The 16,824-nt window shown below is 59.9% G+C and carries 13 protein-coding genes; 1 reads left to right on the forward strand and 12 read right to left on the reverse strand.

The annotated features are described in order from the left end of the window. Positions 1-79: 79 nt before the first annotated feature. From dbpA to betI, 10 genes are all read right to left on the reverse strand, one after another. Positions 80-1,417, reverse strand: a complete 1,338-nt coding sequence (gene dbpA / locus KGB27_RS09900; RefSeq protein ID WP_230427581.1) for an ATP-dependent RNA helicase DbpA — start codon at positions 1,415-1,417, stop codon at positions 80-82. Between the two features lie 105 nt (positions 1,418-1,522). Beyond that, positions 1,523-2,950: a multidrug transporter subunit MdtD gene (gene mdtD / locus KGB27_RS09905; RefSeq protein WP_223413605.1), complete on the reverse strand. Its 1,428-nt coding sequence runs from the start codon at positions 2,948-2,950 to the stop codon at positions 1,523-1,525. Between the two features lie 112 nt (positions 2,951-3,062). Further along, entirely contained in the window at positions 3,063-4,400 is a 1,338-nt protein-coding gene (locus KGB27_RS09910; protein ID WP_008044776.1) for a TldD/PmbA family protein, read from the reverse strand. Continuing rightward, complete coding sequence (locus tag KGB27_RS09915) at positions 4,400-5,842, reverse strand: TldD/PmbA family protein (RefSeq protein WP_223554212.1); 1,443 nt, start codon at positions 5,840-5,842, stop codon at positions 4,400-4,402. The genes KGB27_RS09910 and KGB27_RS09915 overlap by 1 nt, the downstream gene beginning before the upstream one ends. A 216-nt stretch (positions 5,843-6,058) precedes the next feature. Beyond that, entirely contained in the window at positions 6,059-6,394 is a 336-nt protein-coding gene (locus KGB27_RS09920; protein ID WP_263290050.1) for an AzlD domain-containing protein, read from the reverse strand. 11 nt (positions 6,395-6,405) lie between these two features. Beyond that, positions 6,406-7,128, reverse strand: a complete 723-nt coding sequence (locus KGB27_RS09925; protein WP_207284851.1) for an AzlC family ABC transporter permease — start codon at positions 7,126-7,128, stop codon at positions 6,406-6,408. Beyond that, positions 7,128-8,129, reverse strand: coding sequence for a hypothetical protein (locus tag KGB27_RS09930; protein WP_223554217.1), 1,002 nt, complete (start codon positions 8,127-8,129; stop codon positions 7,128-7,130). The genes KGB27_RS09925 and KGB27_RS09930 overlap by 1 nt, the downstream gene beginning before the upstream one ends. Before the next feature lie 181 nt (positions 8,130-8,310). Next, on the reverse strand, positions 8,311-10,014 hold the full coding sequence (gene betA, locus KGB27_RS09935; RefSeq protein WP_223554219.1) for a choline dehydrogenase: 1,704 nt from the start codon (positions 10,012-10,014) through the stop codon (positions 8,311-8,313). An 84-nt stretch (positions 10,015-10,098) separates the two neighbouring features. After that, entirely contained in the window at positions 10,099-11,571 is a 1,473-nt protein-coding gene (gene betB, locus KGB27_RS09940; protein WP_223554221.1) for a betaine-aldehyde dehydrogenase, read from the reverse strand. Positions 11,572-11,678: 107 nt separating this feature from the next. After that, positions 11,679-12,272 (reverse strand): transcriptional regulator BetI, encoded by a 594-nt coding sequence (gene betI / locus KGB27_RS09945; protein ID WP_008033272.1) that lies wholly within the window; start codon positions 12,270-12,272, stop codon positions 11,679-11,681. Positions 12,273-12,651: 379 nt separating this feature from the next. Here betI and KGB27_RS09950 point away from each other — a divergent pair, with 379 nt between their 5' ends. Further along, a complete protein-coding gene (locus KGB27_RS09950) occupies positions 12,652-14,601 on the forward strand; it encodes a BCCT family transporter (RefSeq protein WP_223413660.1) in 1,950 nt (649 codons plus the stop codon). 202 nt (positions 14,602-14,803) lie between these two features. Here KGB27_RS09950 and choV read toward each other — a convergent pair whose 3' ends face one another. Together choV and choW are read right to left on the reverse strand one after the other, a co-directional pair. Further along, entirely contained in the window at positions 14,804-15,982 is a 1,179-nt protein-coding gene (choV, locus tag KGB27_RS09955) for a choline ABC transporter ATP-binding protein (RefSeq protein WP_008044794.1), read from the reverse strand. After that, complete coding sequence (gene choW / locus KGB27_RS09960) at positions 15,979-16,824, reverse strand: choline ABC transporter permease subunit (RefSeq protein WP_008033268.1); 846 nt, start codon at positions 16,822-16,824, stop codon at positions 15,979-15,981. The genes choV and choW overlap by 4 nt, the downstream gene beginning before the upstream one ends.

Here is a 16,824-nt window from a genome sequence, read left to right on the forward strand (position 1 = left end):
ACGATAACGCGGAGAGTCAGGTAAACCGAGTTTTCGTTCTTCGCGGGCAAGCCTCGCTCCTACAGGGGCAGTGTTGTTCTTACAAGATACGCACGCGCAGCGAGCGGCCTTTGATCTTGCCGTCGTTCAGGCGTTGCACTGCCTGCTTGGCAACTGCGCGTTCCACGGCCACGAACGCCTGGAAGTCGAAAATCGCGATCTTGCCAACCTGCGCGCCCGGAATCCCGGCATCGCCAGTCAACGCACCCAGAATATCGCCCGGACGCACTTTGTCTTTACGGCCAGCGCCGATGACCAGCGTGCTCATTTGCGGCAGCAACGGACCACCGCCCTGGGACTTGAGGTTGTCCAGCTGATCCCAGCTCAACGGCGACTTCTGCAGTTGCTCGATGGCCTGGGCGCGGTGCGCTTCGGACGGGGCGACCAGGCTGATCGCGATGCCTTTTTCACCGGCGCGGCCAGTACGGCCAACGCGGTGAATGTGGATTTCCGAATCACGGGCCAGTTCGACGTTGATCACCATGTCCAGCGCATCGATGTCCAGGCCGCGGGCGGCGACGTCGGTGGCAACCAGTACCGAAGTACTGCGGTTGGCAAACATCGTCAGCACCTGGTCACGATCACGTTGTTCCAGATCGCCGTGCAGGCCGACAGCGGAGATGCCTTTGGCGGTCAAGTGATCGACGGTTTCCTGAACCTGCTGCTTGGTGAAGCAGAAGGCCACGCAAGAGGCCGGGCGGTGATGCGCGAGGACCTTGACCACGGCGTCCATGCGCTCTTCCGGAGAGATCTCGTAGAAGCGCTGCTCGATCTGCGTGTCGTCGTGGAACGCCTCGGCCTTCACTTGCTGCGGGTTGCGCATGAACTTCGACGCCAACTGCTTGATGCCCACCGGGTACGTGGCGGAGAACAGCAGGGTCTGACGACGCTCCGGGCATTGGGCGATGATTTCTTCTATGGAATCGTAGAAACCCATGTCGAGCATGCGGTCGGCTTCATCGAGGATCAGCGTGTTCAGGCCATGAAGCACCAGCGAACCTTTGCGCAGGTGCTGCTGGATGCGACCCGGAGTGCCGACGATGATGTGCGCGCCGTGCTCCAGCGAGCCGATCTGCGGACCGAACGACACGCCGCCGCACAAGGTCAGGACCTTGATGTTGTCTTCGGCGCGGGCCAGGCGACGGATTTCCTTGGCAACCTGGTCAGCCAGTTCACGCGTTGGGCAAATGACCAGCGCCTGGCAGCCGAAGAAGCGCGGATTGATCGGGTTCAGCAGGCCGATACCGAAGGCTGCGGTCTTGCCGCTGCCGGTCTTGGCCTGGGCGATCAGGTCCATCCCCTTGAGGATCACCGGCAAGCTTTGCGCCTGGATCGGCGTCATCTGGGCATAACCGAGGGAGTCGAGGTTAGCCAGCATGGCGGCGGACAGCGGCAAAGTATTAAAAGCGGTGGCGATGGTGGTCACGGGACTGGCCTGCAAAACAAAATGTCGCGCAGTGTACCAGTCCCATGGCCATTGGCCCTAAGGTTCGATGTGTTCTTCCGGACGCTTGACGCGCCGTCCGTCTTCTCTCGACAGCTGCGAGAAGATCGTCGCGGCCAGCATCGCCATGATTCCGACGGTCACAAACGTGAGTTGGAACGCGCCCAGCACCGTGTCCACGCCGTCGTTTCCGATCTCTGCCGTGAACCCGCCGAGCAGCGCACCGGCGCATGCAACGCCCAGGCTGAGGGACAATTGCGCGACCACCGACAGCAGGCTGTTGCCGCTGCTGGCGCTGGCGTCGTCGAGGTCGATCAGGGTCACGGTGTTCATCGCGGTGAACTGCAACGAGTTGATCGCGCCGAGAATCGCCAGCATGCCCAGCAGCAGCCAGTACGGCGTCTGCTCGCTGACCAGGCCCATGCTTGCCAGCATCAGCCCCAGCGCCAGGGTGTTGCCGGTCAGCACAATGCGATAACCCAGGCGCTCGATCAGCGGCCGCGCCACCGACTTGGCGACCATCGCCGCCGCTGCCAGCGGCAGCATGCTCATCCCCGCCTGCGACGGCGAGTAGCCCAGCGCCACTTGCAGCAGCAACGGCACGAGGAAGGGCAGTGCGCCGCTGCCGAGACGGGCGAACAGGTTGCCGAGGATGCCGACGGCGAACGTGCGGGTCTTGAACAGCGACGGCGCGAACAGCGGATTGTCGATGTGCCCGGCCCGCAGCCAATACGCCGCGAGGCACGCCATGCCGCCGAACAGCAGCAACATCACGCGCAGGTGCGGCAGGTGCAGTTCGCCGAGGCCTTCCATGGCGATGGTGATCAGCACCATCGCTGCGCCAAACAGCAAAAAGCCGAGGCTGTCGAACCGCGTGCGTTCAGTGCCGCGCAGGTCGGGGATGAATTTCCACACCGCGTAGCAACCGACGACGCCGACCGGCAGGTTGATCAGGAAGATCCAGTGCCACGTCAGGTATTCCACCATCCAGCCGCCCATGGTCGGGCCGATCAACGGGCCGAGCAGGCCGGGAATGGTGATGAAACCCATGATCCGCACCAGTTCCGAGCGCGGATAGGCCCGCAGTACGACCAGCCGACCGACCGGCAGCATCAGCGCACCGCCCAGGCCCTGAATCACCCGGGCGCCGATCAGCATGCTCAGGCTGCTCGACAAGGCGCAGAGCAACGAGCCAAAGCTGAACAGCAGGATCGCACCGAAGAAGATTTTCTTGGTGCCGAAGCGGTCGGCGATCCAGCCGGAGGCGGGGATCAGCAACGCGACGGTGAGCATGTAGGCGATGATCACGCCCTGCATGCGCAGCGGGTCTTCCGCCAGATCGCGGGCCATGGCCGGCAGGGCGGTGTTGAGGATGGTCCCGTCGAGGGACTGCATGAAGAAGGCAATGGCGACGACCCACGGCAACCAGCGGGCGGTGACAGCGTCGAGAGGCGGGCGGTTGGGCATGGGACCTCTTGTCAGTGTGAATCAGATTAACCGTGGCGGCTTCTTCGCGGGCAAGCCTCGCTCCTACAGGGTTTCGCTGTTCTTGTAGGAGCGAGGCTTGCCCGCGAAGCTTTTAGAGGGTTAGCGTCAGGCGGCTGATCAGCGCGCCCGGCAACAGCGCCGATGCCGTGGCCCGCTGGCTGTAAGTGCTCGCCGACAGCAACAACTCGCGCTCTTCGGTCAGCGCTTCCAGCTGCGAACCCAGCAAACTGTAAGCACTGTCATCAAAACGCATGGTGCTGACAGGCGCCTGTATCTCGCCATTCTCGACCCAGAACGTCGCAAACCGCGTCATGCCGGTCATGCGTGCCATCGGTTGGTCCGAGTAATTCAGGTACCAGAGGTTGCTGATGTACAAGCCCGTGCCCAGTTGCTTGAGGATCTCGGCATCGGCAAGCGCGCCTGGCGCCATGTTCAGCGCGGTCGGCGATTCACCGCCGCTGGCACCGTTGGCCGTCAGGCCGTATTCGGCGGCGCTGCGTGAGCCGACCAATTGCGCGCCGGCCTTGCCTTCGACGATCAGCTTCAGGTCACTGCGTGGATAACCTTCGCCAGAAAATGCCGGGCTCAACGAACCGCTGACTTGCTCGTCAAGGGACACCAGCGGACTGAACGAATGGTCGCCCGCGTAGAGTTTCTGCAACGGACTGCTCTTGCTGGCAATCGACTGCGCCGAAAAGCCACCCCAGGACAACATGCCCATGATTTCTTCCAGCGCGGCCGGCGCCAGGTAAGCGCGATACTGACCCGGTGCCAAAGTCCGCAGTGGCCGCCCCAGAAACTCAAGCTGCTCACGCGCCTGCTGGAAGCGCCGGGCAAACCCTTCGCTGTTCCAGTCATGGCCCGCGTAGCTGGCTTTCACCGCCTGGCCGTTTGCATGAAACAGGCTGAAGTCGAAGTTGAAGCTGTTGGCCTGATGCCAGCCGAACGCGCCTGAAGAACTGGCGAAACCGCGACTGATCGGGCCGGCGGCGTAGAAACCCACCAGATCCAGCCCTTCGGCGGCCCGGGTGATTTCGGCGACCACCTGCTCGGTGTCCGGCAGCGGATGCTCCTGCACATTCTTGCTTTGCCAGCCGGTGTAGTTGAGCAGCAAGTACGGATCCTGCGGTAGTAGCGGCAGGGTGTCGCGCAACTGTTGCAGGCCTTCGGCCAGACGCTGGGCGTCGACGTGCGCATCGCCCGACAGCGTGATGTCGAGGTCAGCGTGGCGTCCGTCGTTGATCAGCTTGAGACCGACGCTCGCCTGTTGCACCTGCCCGGCCTGCCGCACCTTGGCATGATTGAAACGCACGAAGGCCGACGATTCGGCGGCGTAGCTGAGGGTGAATTGCTCCGGTTCGCGAATCGCCTCGCGCAACCCGTTGACCAAGGCCTTGAACGAATCAGCCTGACTTTTTGAAGTGCTCATCAGGCGTCTCCCCCAAATACATCCACGTTGCTGAACACGCAGGCCGGTGATGCATGGCCGACACGGATCACCTGATTCGGTTCGCCTTTGCCGCAGTTCGGCGTGCCCAGAACCTTGAAGGTGCTGGCGTCGCCAACGGCGCTGAGGCTCTTCCAGAACTGCGCGGAAATCGCCCGGTAGTTCGGGTTTTTCACCACGCCTTTGAGTTCGCCGTTTTCGATCAACTGGCCCCATTCGCAGCCAAACTGGAATTTGTTGCGCGCATCGTCGATGGACCAGGAACGGTTGGTGCTCATCAAAATACCGTGTTCGATGTTGCCGATCAGTTGTTCCAGCGGCTGATCGCCGGGCTCGATATTGAGGTTGGCCATGCGGTCGATCGGTGGGCGATTCCAGCCGCAGGCGCGGCTGTTGGCAACACCGTCCATGCTGGCGCGGAACTGCGAAAGTGCGCCGCCCAATGGACGCAGGAGCAAGCCTTGCTTGATCAGGAATTGCTTGCTCGCGGCAGTGCCGTCGTCGTCATGACCGTAGCTGGCAAGCTGCTCGGGAATGTCCGGGTCGAAGGTGACGTTCAGCAGTTTCGAACCGTACTGCAAATGGCCGAAGTCTTCGGCCTTGACGAAACTGGTGCCGGCGTAATTGCGCTCGTCACCGAGGATGCGATCGAGTTCCAGCGGGTGACCGATGGATTCGTGGATCTGCAGCATCATCTGGTCGGGCATCAGCAGCAGGTCGCGTGGGCCTTGCGGCGTGTTCGGCGCGAGCAGCAATTGCAATGCTTGATCGGCAACTTTTGGACCGGCACCGATCAGGCCGCAACGGCTGATGACATCAGCGCTGCCCTGTTGGCCGAAATTCTCGCGGCCGAGGCTGCGGGTCTGGCTGTCGTTGCCGTCGTAGGCCGTGACATCGAGGCCCGGATAGACGAAACGCTGGGCCTGGCGCAGTTCGGCGCCGGCGCTGTTGAGGTAGATCTGCTCGACATGGGTGATGCCGATGCTGACCTGCCAGTTCACCAGTCGCTCGTCCTTGGGCACCGCCGCGGATTCGGCGCCGAGCAGTTGGTAGCAATCGCTCAGGGACGGGAAGGGCTGCTCGAGGTTCGGCGAAAAATAGTCGGCGCGGTCGCTGGAAACGGCTTGCTCACGCAGGTCCAGCAGCGCGTGAGGCTTGAGCAGGCGAGCTTGTTGCTCGGCTCGGTCCAGCGCCGATTGCAGGCCTTGCGGCGACAGGTCATTGGTCGCGGCGTAGGCTTCGACGCCGTTGACACGAACGGTCAGCATCGCGCCTTCGTCACGGCTCAGGCTCGGAGGTTCGGCAACGTTCTTGCGCACCGACAGGTACTGGCCGGACTCGCGCACGTATCGCAGAGAAAAGAATTCAGCGCCCGTGCGCAAGGCAGCAAAGCGCTGCTTGAGCTGGGGGTGGAAATCGAACATTCGGGAACCTCCTTGGTCTGGAGTGGCGATGCAGCGGTGTTGCGAAGGGGGGGGTGAAACGTTTGCGTGGCGCTAGATTAGGCCTGCGTGGGGGTAGGATCAAGCGCAGAGCTACGCAGGAAATATTTAATCAGCGTGAAGGCCGAGGCTCGCGGGCAGACCCTGTCGTGATCTGCTCGCGATGGCATGGGTTACGGTGGTGAGAGGGGGCGGGGCTTACTGCCCGCCATAGAGATAGACGACCGCCGTCAGATAAATCATCAGGCTGGCCAGGAAAGCGGGAAGTATTTTTCTGGTTTTGGCGACCACAATGAAGGTCCCCAGCAGCAGGATCAGCTTCAGTGCATCCAGGTTTTCAAACTGTTGCATCAGGCTCGGCGCATCCTGTTTGTTGAAGGCCGTGTCATAAATGATGACCCCCAGCATGGCTTGTGCGCTGTAGTTGATAAACCGATAAAACGAACCGTGGGTGCGCGTCAGCGCCGTCGTGTTTTTAAAGGCAAAGGGCAGGGCGCGAAACGCCAGTGCGCTGACGGCGGCAAAGCCGATCAAAAACCAAACTGTCATTGGCTGCGCACTCCTTGTTCGGTCCAGGCGTTTTCAATCAACACGGTCACGCCACCGATCAAAAACGGTGTGATGAGCAAGCTGTAATCCTTGAAGAACAGCACCAGCACTGGCGCGCCGATGAAGCCCAGCCAGTAGCTGGACACTTCGGCGTAATGCGGCCAGTGTTTGCCGGCCAGTGCCGTGAACTGAAGCGGCAACAGCATCGTCATCACGGCCGTAGTCACCGGCGACGCCAGCCCGGCACCGGCGATGAAGCCGATGCAGGTACACACAATCGACACGGCAAATATCGGCAAGCCCACGCCGAGCATGTAAGTGAAGGGGTGATCGGTTCGTTGTTTGAAGCGGGTCATGCAGGCCGTGAATATCGACGGCGTTATCAGGATCAGCGAGGGCAGTATGTTGCTTGTCGAGACGTGCTTCAGGTACGGCGCCAGCGCGGCCGAGAGCAGCAGAAATCGCACGTTGAGCGCCAGAATGACCGGAATCAACAGCCAGCCATCGTTGTAGTTTTGCAGAAGCAAAAACTGGAGCGGCGTAGAAAAAATCAACAAGGTTGTTGCCAGGGTCTGCCCCAGGGTTAACGACTGTGCGGCGCCTACCATCCCGATCGACAAATACAGAAACAGGAAGGCGACACCGAAGCTGATCGCATCCCGTGCGCCTTCCTGGAAGACCTTGGCTGACGAATGACAAGGCGGTTTTCCGGCAACCATCAGCAAGTTTCCCGCGGACAGTCGGATGCATTCAGCGCGTAATACTGTTTCCTGGGGCCTTTGCTGCGAAACAGCAGGCGAGGTGTGGTGGCCAGTGTTGAAGTGGCGGCCTGGGTGCGCACTGCATCTTCACTCATGTTCAGCATGGGGCGTGCGTGCAGGATCTTATGGTTGGCCACGATCAGGAAGGTTCCGGTCTCGGCTGTCGAGACACTGTGACTGGCGGTGGGCAACTGGGCTCTTATCTTGTCGAGGACATGTTGGCCGCCGTTGACCGCTCGCATCCGCTCACCGTTGTGCGGGTCGATCCGGAAGTCCAGAGAGAACCGGTAGCCGTAGTGGTCGTCGTATTCAACGACATTGCGAATTCGCTCTTTCGAACCCTTGACGTTTTTGCCTGAAATAAACCTGGCTTGCATGCCAAGCAGTGTTTCAATGTCTTCGTTATCAAGGTCGCAGAGCAAGTCTGCGGGAAAATAATAAGCCGTCGGCGTATGAGTAGTGTCTCGGCAAACTGTTAATGCCAGGAAGTCCACGCTGAGGTTTTCATACAAGTCGTCGGAATGCGGTGTGATATCTCCATAGCCATTTCCCCATTCCCGATATTTTTCTGCTGCCGGTTTAAGATATAAGGCTTTGTGTTCTTCATAGTCGTATTTGATGTCAACCAGATGGAACAAATCGGCGAGCGCTTCATGCACCGTCAGGGCCAGCCTGGGTGAATCGAGGTGGAAGATATTCTTGATGCACACGGCGGCCACGCCGTCGTGTGCTTGCCCTAATTTATCGAAATAGTAGGCATCTTCCGGGTGGAGGTAGGTTGCAAAGATATTGATTAGCTGGATTTTCAGCTCATGAATACTCTGGTCGTGATTTTTCATCCGCCACGCTTCGATCATGCCGCTGAGATAGTTGAAGTTCAGAGTGATTGTTGTTTCTTTTGCTATTGCTTGTCGGAATAAGCTGGCTGATACAGTTGGGTTTGCATAGTGGGTATTCATTATCATCCTTGATAATCAGGTTTTTGTTTGGCGCTGATCTTAATGCAACTATTAAGTTTGAAGCCCCCTATAAGTGTTGCGAGTTTTGTTGCGAGCTGGACAGGGTGGGTGGTTTATTCAAGGCAATAAAAAACCGCCAGCCTCCGAAGAGGTGGCGGTTTGCGGTTTTGCAGAGCGGCTATCAGCGTGCTGTCGCGCTCACATCACGCAGAGGCTTGCCTTTCACCGGAGCGTCACCGGCCACGTAGTAGCTGGCAGTGCTGCGCGGCAATGGCTTGCGACCACGGATCTTGTCGGCGATTTTCTCGGCGATCATGATCGTCGGCGCGTTCAGGTTGCCGGTGGTGATGATCGGCATGATCGAGGCATCGACCACGCGCAGACCTTGCATGCCGTGCACACGGCCTTCGCCATCGACCACAGCCATCTCGTCGGTGCCCATCTTGCACGAGCAGGACGGGTGAAACGCGGTTTCGGCGTGTTCGCGGATGAACTTGTCGAGCTGCTCATCGGTTTGCACTTCAATGCCCGGGCTGATTTCGCGGCCACGGAAAGCGTCCAGTGCAGGCTGTTGCATGATTTCACGGGTCAGGCGGATGCCGTCACGGAATTCCTGCCAGTCCTGCTCGGTGGCCATGTAGTTGAACAGGATGCTCGGGTACTCGCGCGGATCCTTGGACTTGGCCTGGATGCGACCACGGCTCGGCGAACGCATGGAACCCATGTGCGCTTGGAAACCGTGCTCTTTCACACCGTTGCTGCCGTTGTAGTTAATCGCGACCGGCAGGAAGTGGTACTGGATGTTCGGCCATTCGAATTCCGGACGGGTGCGGATGAAACCACCGGCTTCGAACTGGTTGCTGGCGCCGATGCCGGTGCCGTTGAACAGCCACTCGGCGCCGATGGCCGGCTGGTTGTGCAAGAGCAGCGACGGGTACAGCGAGACCGGTTGGGTGCAGGCGTATTGCAGGTACAACTCGAGGTGATCCTGCAGGTTTTCGCCGACGCCTGGCAGGTCGTGGACCACCGGGATGTCGAGCTTGTTCAGCAGTTCGGCCGGGCCGACGCCGGAACGTTGCAGAATCTGCGGCGAAGCGATGGCGCCGGAGCACAGCAGCACTTCTTTGCGGGCGCGGACTTCAACGCGCTCTTCAGCGGCGCCGATCAGGTAACGCACGCCGACGGCACGCTTGCCTTCGAACAGGATCTTGTCGGTCAGGGCGTGAGTGACGATGGTCAGGGTCGAGCGCTTCTTGGCGACGTCCAGGTAACCGCGAGCGGTGCTGGCGCGACGGCCCTTCGGCGTCACGGTGCGGTCCATCGGGCCGAAGCCTTCTTGCTGGTAACCGTTCAGGTCTTCGGTGCGCGGGTAACCGGCTTGCACGCCGGCTTCAACCATGGCGTGGAACAGCGGGTTGTTGCCGGCTTTCGGCGTGGTCACGCTGACCGGGCCTTCGCCACCGTGGTAGTCGTTCGGGCCGATGTCGCGGGTTTCGGCCTTGCGGAAATACGGCAGGCAGTTCAGGTAGTCCCAGTCTTCCAGACCAGGCAGTTTGGCCCAGCCGTCGTAGTCCATCGCGTTGCCGCGGATGTAGCACATGCCGTTGATCAGCGAAGAACCGCCCAGGCCCTTGCCGCGACCGCATTCCATCCGGCGACCGTCCATGTGTGGCTCTGGATCGGTTTCGTACGCCCAGTTGTAGCGACGACCTTGCAGCGGGAACGCCAAGGCCGCCGGCATTTGCGTGCGGAAATCCATCCGGTAATCCGGGCCGCCTGCTTCGAGCAGCAGGACGGTGACGCCTTCGTCTTCAGTCAGACGGGTCGCCAGGGTGTTACCGGCCGAGCCGGCACCGATGATGATGTAATCGAATTCTTGGGACATTGAATGCACCCTCTTTAAATATGGTCAGGTCAGGCCTGGGCGAGTGCTGCGCACTCGATTCGCGGGCAACACATGACTCGGGTCTTAGAACACCGAGGCGTAATCGCCCAGCTCAACCTGTACCGATTTGATGCGTGTGAAGTTGTTCAGCGAGCTGATGCCGTTCTCACGACCCACACCGGATTGCTTGTAGCCGCCGACCGGCATCTTCGCGTCGGACTCGCCCCAGGCGTTGATCCAGCAGATACCGGCTTCCAGTTGATGAATCACGCGGTGAGCGCGGTTCAGGTCCTTGGTGACGACGCCCGCGGCCAGGCCGAAGTCGGTGTCGTTGGCACGACGGATCACTTCTTCTTCGGTTTCGTAAGTCAGGATCGCCATCACCGGGCCGAAGATTTCTTCGCGAACGATGGTCATCTCGTCGGTGCAATCGGTGAACACGGTCGGTGCCACGAACGCGCCTTTGGCGAATTCGCCGTCGGTCAGACGGCCGCCGCCGCATAGCACGCGAGCGCCTTCTTCTTTACCTTTGGCGATGTAGCCCAGCACGCTTTCCATGTGGGCGAAGCTGACCAGCGGGCCGAAGTTGGTGCTTTCGTCTTCCGGATTGCCGACGCGGATGCGCGCAACGCGCTCAGCGATCTTGGCTTCGAAAGCGGCTTTCAGGTGGCTCGGTACGAACACACGAGTGCCGTTGGTGCAGACCTGGCCGGAGCTGTAGAAGTTGGCCATCATCGCGGTGTCGGCGGCGCGATCGAGGTCGGCGTCGTCGAAAATGATCAGCGGGGATTTACCGCCCAGTTCCATGGTCACGTCTTTCAACGACGAAGCGGAAGCGCTGGCCATGACCTTCTTGCCGGTGTCGGTGCCGCCGGTGAAGGAGATTTTTTCGATGCGCGGGTGTTCGGTCAACCAGGTGCCGACTTCACGGCCGCTGCCGGTCAATACGTTGAACACGCCGGCTGGCAGGCCTGCCTCGGTGTAGATCTCGGCCAGTTTCAGCGTGGTCAGGGAAGTGACTTCGCTTGGCTTGAAGATCATCGCGTTACCGGCCGCCAGGGCAGGAGCGGATTTCCACAGGGCGATCTGGATCGGGTAGTTCCACGCGCCGATACCGGCCACGACGCCCAGCGGCTCGCGACGGGTGTAAACAAACGAAGTGGTGCGCAGCGGAATCTGCTCGCCTTCGATGGCTGGGACCAGGCCTGCGTAGTATTCCAGCACGTCGGCACCGGTAACGATGTCGACATACTTGGTTTCGGAGAACGACTTGCCGGTGTCCAGGGTTTCCAGGGCGGCCAGTTCATCGTTGCGCTCGCGCAGGATGTCAACGGCGCGACGCAGGATGCGCGAACGCTCCATGGCAGTCATTGCAGCCCAGATTTTCTGGCCCTTTTCGGCGCTGACTACAGCGCGCTCAACGTCTTCCTTGGTCGCACGCTGTACTTTTGCGAGGACTTCACCGTTAGCCGGGTTGATGGCTTCGAAAGTGGCGTCGCTGCTGGCGTCGGAGTAACCGCCATCGATGTAGAGTTTTTGCAGTTCGAAACGGGCCATAGTGTCCTCGCAAGTGCATAAGTGGTTGGCGTTGACCACTGGGCGTGCCGTGTAGCGCTGGCACGCTGGTCAGTGGCGGTTCAGGGGTTGAGCGTTTTATGTGTGCTCTAACTCACCTGCTTGGCCAGTTGGAAATCCATGTATTCGTAAGCGATCCGGTGCGCCTGTTCCGTGTCGAAAGCATCTCCCGACAGCGCGCCGCGCAACCACAAACCGTCAATCAACGCCGCCAGGCCCCGGGCTGCACTGCGCGCGTCATCGAGCGGCAATACGCGGCGGAACTGGCAGCACAGGTTGGAATACAGACGGTGATCGTTGATCCGCTGCAACCTGTGCAAAGACGGGTGGTGCATGCTGGTGGCCCAGAAGGCCAGCCAGGTTTTCATTGCCGGGCCATTGACCTGGCTGGCGTCGAAGTTGCCTTCGATGATCACCTGCAGATGCGCCCGCGGGCTGGCATCTGTCAGCGCCTGACGGCGCGCGGTGACGTTCTCGCTGAGGACACTCATCAGGTACTGCGCCGTGGCAGCGATCAGGCCGTTCTTGTCCTGAAAATAGTGACTGATGATGCCGTTCGAGACACCGGCCAAACGGGCGATCAGCGCAATGCTGGCGTCCCCCATTCCGACCTGATCGACGGCCAGCAAGGTGGCTTCGATCAATTGCTGGCGGCGGATGGGTTGCATACCGACCTTGGGCATCTTGCACATCTCCTTAGGCCTTCCGGCAGACGCAAAACGTCTATCGGATTGAGGGCCAGTCTATTTTGTTTTGATTGAACGTTCAATCAACAAAGAATAAGATCTGCGACAAATCGTCGCTGCTTACAGGTTTTTCCTACGTGTAAATGGCGATAACCCGACATCCAAAACGGCTCGAAACCCCTATGCACTGGTGCTTAAGGGTTTCGGGCTTTTTTCGGGTTGTCTTTATATCACCCGCCGGTCGGCTGCCAACTAACCGATTGGTCGGGTAACGCGCTGCCTTGTGTTCTTCTCTCGCACTGCCTGGAGCATCTGTGCCATGAGTTCTGCCTCTCTAATAAAGACCCCGCCCGAGAAGGTGACGGTCAACGGTTGGGTGTTCTACACCTCTACCGCGCTGATTCTGCTGTTGACCGCCATTCTGATCATCGCCCCGCAAGAGGCTGGCAGATTGCTCGGTATCGCCCAGGCGTGGCTGTCCCGCAGCTTTGGCTGGTATTACATGGTGGTGATCGCCGCTTACCTGGTATTCGTGGTCGGCCTGGCGTTTTCGTCCTACGGCAAGCTCAAACTGGGCAGCAAGGACGACACCCCGGACTTCAGCTACGGCGCCTGGGCGGGGATGCTGTTTTCCTCGGGTATCGGCATCTCGCTGTTGTACTTCGGTGCGTCCGAGCCGCTGGATCACTACTTCAACCCGCCGGAAGGCGTTTCGGCCAGCAACCTGGCCGCGCGTCAGGCGGTACAGCTGACCTTCCTGCACTGGGGCCTGCATGGCTGGGCGATTTACGCCTTGGTCGGCCTGGCCGTGGCGTACTTTGCTTACCGCCACAACCAGCCGCTGGCGTTGCGTTCGGCGCTGTATCCACTGGTCGGTGAGCGTTGGGTCAAGGGCGCGGCCGGTCACGCGGTGGACGGCTTCGGCATGTTCGTGACCCTGTTGGGTCTGGTGACGAACCTGGGGATTGGTTCGCTGCAAGTGTCGTCGGGCCTTGAAAACCTGTTCGGCATGGAACACAGCAATACCAACCTGCTGATCGTGATCATCGTGATGAGCACCGTGGCGACCATCGCCGCCGTGTCCGGCGTGGAAAACGGCATCCGTCGTCTGTCCAACCTGAACATCGTGCTGTTCAGCGGCCTGCTGATTTTCGTGCTGCTGTTTGGCCCGACCTTGCACCTGCTTAACGGCTTCGTGCAGAACGTCGGTGACTACCTGAACGGCGTGGTGCTGAAGACCTTCGACCTCTATGTGTACGAAGGCGACAGTGAGAAGTCCGACCGCTGGTTGGGCCTGTGGACTCTGTTCTACTGGGCCTGGTGGATTTCCTGGGCCCCATTCGTAGGCATGTTCATCGCGCGTATTTCCCGTGGTCGTACCGTGCGTGAACTGGTGGCGGGCGTGCTGCTGATCCCGTTGGGTTTCACCCTGGCGTGGCTGTCGATCTTCGGTAACTCGGCCCTGGACCTGGTGATGAACCACGGGGCGGTGGAGCTCGGGAAGACGGCACTGCAACAGCCGTCCATGGCGATCTACCAGTTGCTTGAGCATTACCCGGCGTCGAAAGTGGTGATCGGCGTGTCGATTTTCGTCGGTTTTGTGTTGTTCCTGACCCCGGCGGATTCCGGCGCGGTGATGATGGCCAACCTTTCGTGCAAGGGCGGCAACGTCGACGAAGATGCGCCGCATTGGCTGCGGATCTTCTGGTCCGTTGTGATCACTCTGGTGACCATCGGCCTGCTGTTCGCCGGTAACTTCGAAGCCATGCAAACCATGGTGGTGCTGGCCGGTCTGCCGTTCTCGGTGGTGCTGGTGTTCTTCATGTTCGGCTTGCACAAGGCCATGCGCCAGGACGTGCAGATCGAACAGGAGCAAGCGGAACTGGCGGCGCGCGGTCGTCGTGGTTTCAGCGAGCGTCTGACTCAGTTGGACCTGCAACCGAACCAGTCGATCGTTCAGCGTTTCATGGACAAGCAAGTCAGCCCGGCGCTGGAAGAGGCCGTGGTGCAATTGCGTGGTAAAGGCCTGGACGTGCAAACGTTGCTGGGCAAGTCCAAGCGTTGCATGGGCGTGCGCATCGAGATGGAAGAGGGTAACCCTTTTGTCTACGAAGTGAGCCTGGACGGCTATCTGGCAGCGGCGAGCGACACGGTGTCGGCTGAAAGTGCCGATGAACCTCGCGCCCGTTACTACCGCGCCGAGGTGTACCTGCACAACGGCAGCCAGGACTACGACCTGATGGGCTTCACTCAGGATCAGATCACTCGTGACGTGCTCGATCAGTTTGAAAGCCATCGGCAGCTCCTTGGCCGGGTTTATAGCTAATAAGTTGTAAGTGACGCGGTGTTTCAGTCTGAAGCACCGCGTCGTGTTCTTCGCGGGCAAGCCTCGCTCCTACAGGTTTACGCTGGCCTTGTAGGAGCGAGGCTTGCCCGCGAAGGGGCCCGATGGGGCAATACACATCTCCCTCGATCTCCCACAAACAAAAACGCCGCGATCCTGTCGCGGCGTTTTTGTGTGTGTTGCCTTACCCCAGGTTCTTGCCGAGCAGTGCGTGATACAGCTCGCTGTCGCCGAGAATCCCGACCACTTTGTTGTTGTCGTGCAGCACCAGTTTGTTGCCGGTGTGATAACGAATCTGCAGCGCATCGCGCATGCCGATGTTGGAGTCCACCAGCGTTGGACGACGGCCCAGGCCTTCAACGGCTTGCCCCGGGATCCAGTTCTGCAGGTCCAGGCTCGCACCGTTCTGGCGTGCGCCTTTGATGGTGTTGCCTTCCGCCAGGTCCAGCCACGAATCGCCACCCGGATCCAGGCAGACCGACCCGTTGATGCGCTTGCAGTTGTCCAGGGTGCGCATCAGGCTGCGACCGCACAAAACGTTCAGCGGATTGGTGTGGGCGACAAAGGTCCGCACATAGTCGTCCGCCGGGTTGAGAACGATTTCTTCCGGCTTGCTGTACTGGACGATCCGACCGTCTTTCATGATCGCGATACGGCTGCCCAGCTTCAGTGCTTCATCGAGGTCGTGGCTCACGAAGACGATGGTTTTGTTCAGCTTGCTTTGCAGCTCCAGCAGTTCGTCCTGCAGGCCTTGGCGGATCAATGGGTCGAGGGCCGAAAACGGTTCGTCCATCAGCAGAATGTCGGCGTCCATCGCCAGCGCTCGGGCCAGGCCCACACGTTGTTGCATCCCGCCGGAAAGCTCGTTGGGTTTCTTGTTGCGCCATTGGGTCAGGCCCACCAGCTCAAGTTTTTCATCGACCAGTCGTTTGCGTTCCTTCTCCGGCCGACCCTGCATTTCCAGACCGAAACTGATGTTCTCGCGCACCGTCAGCCATGGCATCAGGGCGAACTTCTGGAACACCATCGCAATGCGCTTGGTGCGCATCATTTTCAGTTCCGCCGGGGTGCAGGAAGCGATGTCGATCTGCTTGCCTTCATGCTCGACGAACAGCTTGCCACGGCTCACGGTGTTGAGGCCGTTGATGCAACGCAGCAGGCTGGACTTGCCGGAGCCGGACAGGCCCATCAGCACGCAGATTTCGCCTTTCTCGATATCCAGGCTGGCCTTTTCGACGCCGACGATCTGCCCGGTCTTTTTCAGGATCTCGTTACGGGTCATGCCCTGGTCGAGAAGTTTCAAGGCTTCGCGCGGATCTTTGGTGAAGATCACGTCGACGTCTTCGAAGCGAATAATGCTCATGCGTCACCCCCTACTTTAGCGTCGGGTTGTTTGCAGATACGGTCGAGCATGATCGCCAGCAATACGATCGCCAGGCCTGCTTCGAAGCCCAGGGCGATATCAGCAGTGTTCAGTGCGTTGACCACGGGTTTGCCCAGGCCGTCGGCGCCCACCAGTGCCGCAATCACCACCATCGACAACGACAGCATGATGCACTGGGTGATACCGGCCGCGATGCTTGGCATGGCGTGGGGCAATTCAATCCGTGAGAGCAGCTGACGTCGCGAGCAGCCAAAGGCTTTGCCTGCGTCCATCAATTCTTCCGGGACATCGCGAATACCCAGGTAAGTCAGGCGGATAGGCGCGGCAATCGCGAACACCACCGTGGAGATCAGACCCGGGACCACACCCAGACCGAAGAGGGTCAGGGTAGGAATGAGGTAAACGAAGGTCGGTACGGTCTGCATCAGATCGAGCACCGGACGCATCAGGGTGTAGAACATCGGTTTGTGCGCGGCGACGATGCCCAGCGGCACGCCGATGACCACGCAGACCAGGGTGGCGAACAACACCTGGGCTAGGGTTTCCATGGTTTCCTGCCAGTACCCCAGATTGAGGATCAGCAGGAAGGAAGCGATGACGAAAGCAGTCAGCCCCCATTTTCGTTGAATAAAGTGTGCCAGTAGCGCGATGAGGCCGATCAATGCCAGCGGGTTGAACCAGGTCAGCGCAAAAGTCACGCCGTGGATCATCGTTTCCAGTGACACGGCGATTGCGTCGAAGGTGTTGGCGCCGTGTTGCGTCAACCATTCAACGAAGCCCGCGATGTACTGGCCTAGAGGTATTTTCTGATCAATCAGCAT

It is taken from the genome of Pseudomonas sp. BF-R-01, assembly GCF_019946615.1.
Taxonomy (GTDB): domain Bacteria; phylum Pseudomonadota; class Gammaproteobacteria; order Pseudomonadales; family Pseudomonadaceae; genus Aquipseudomonas; species Aquipseudomonas migulae.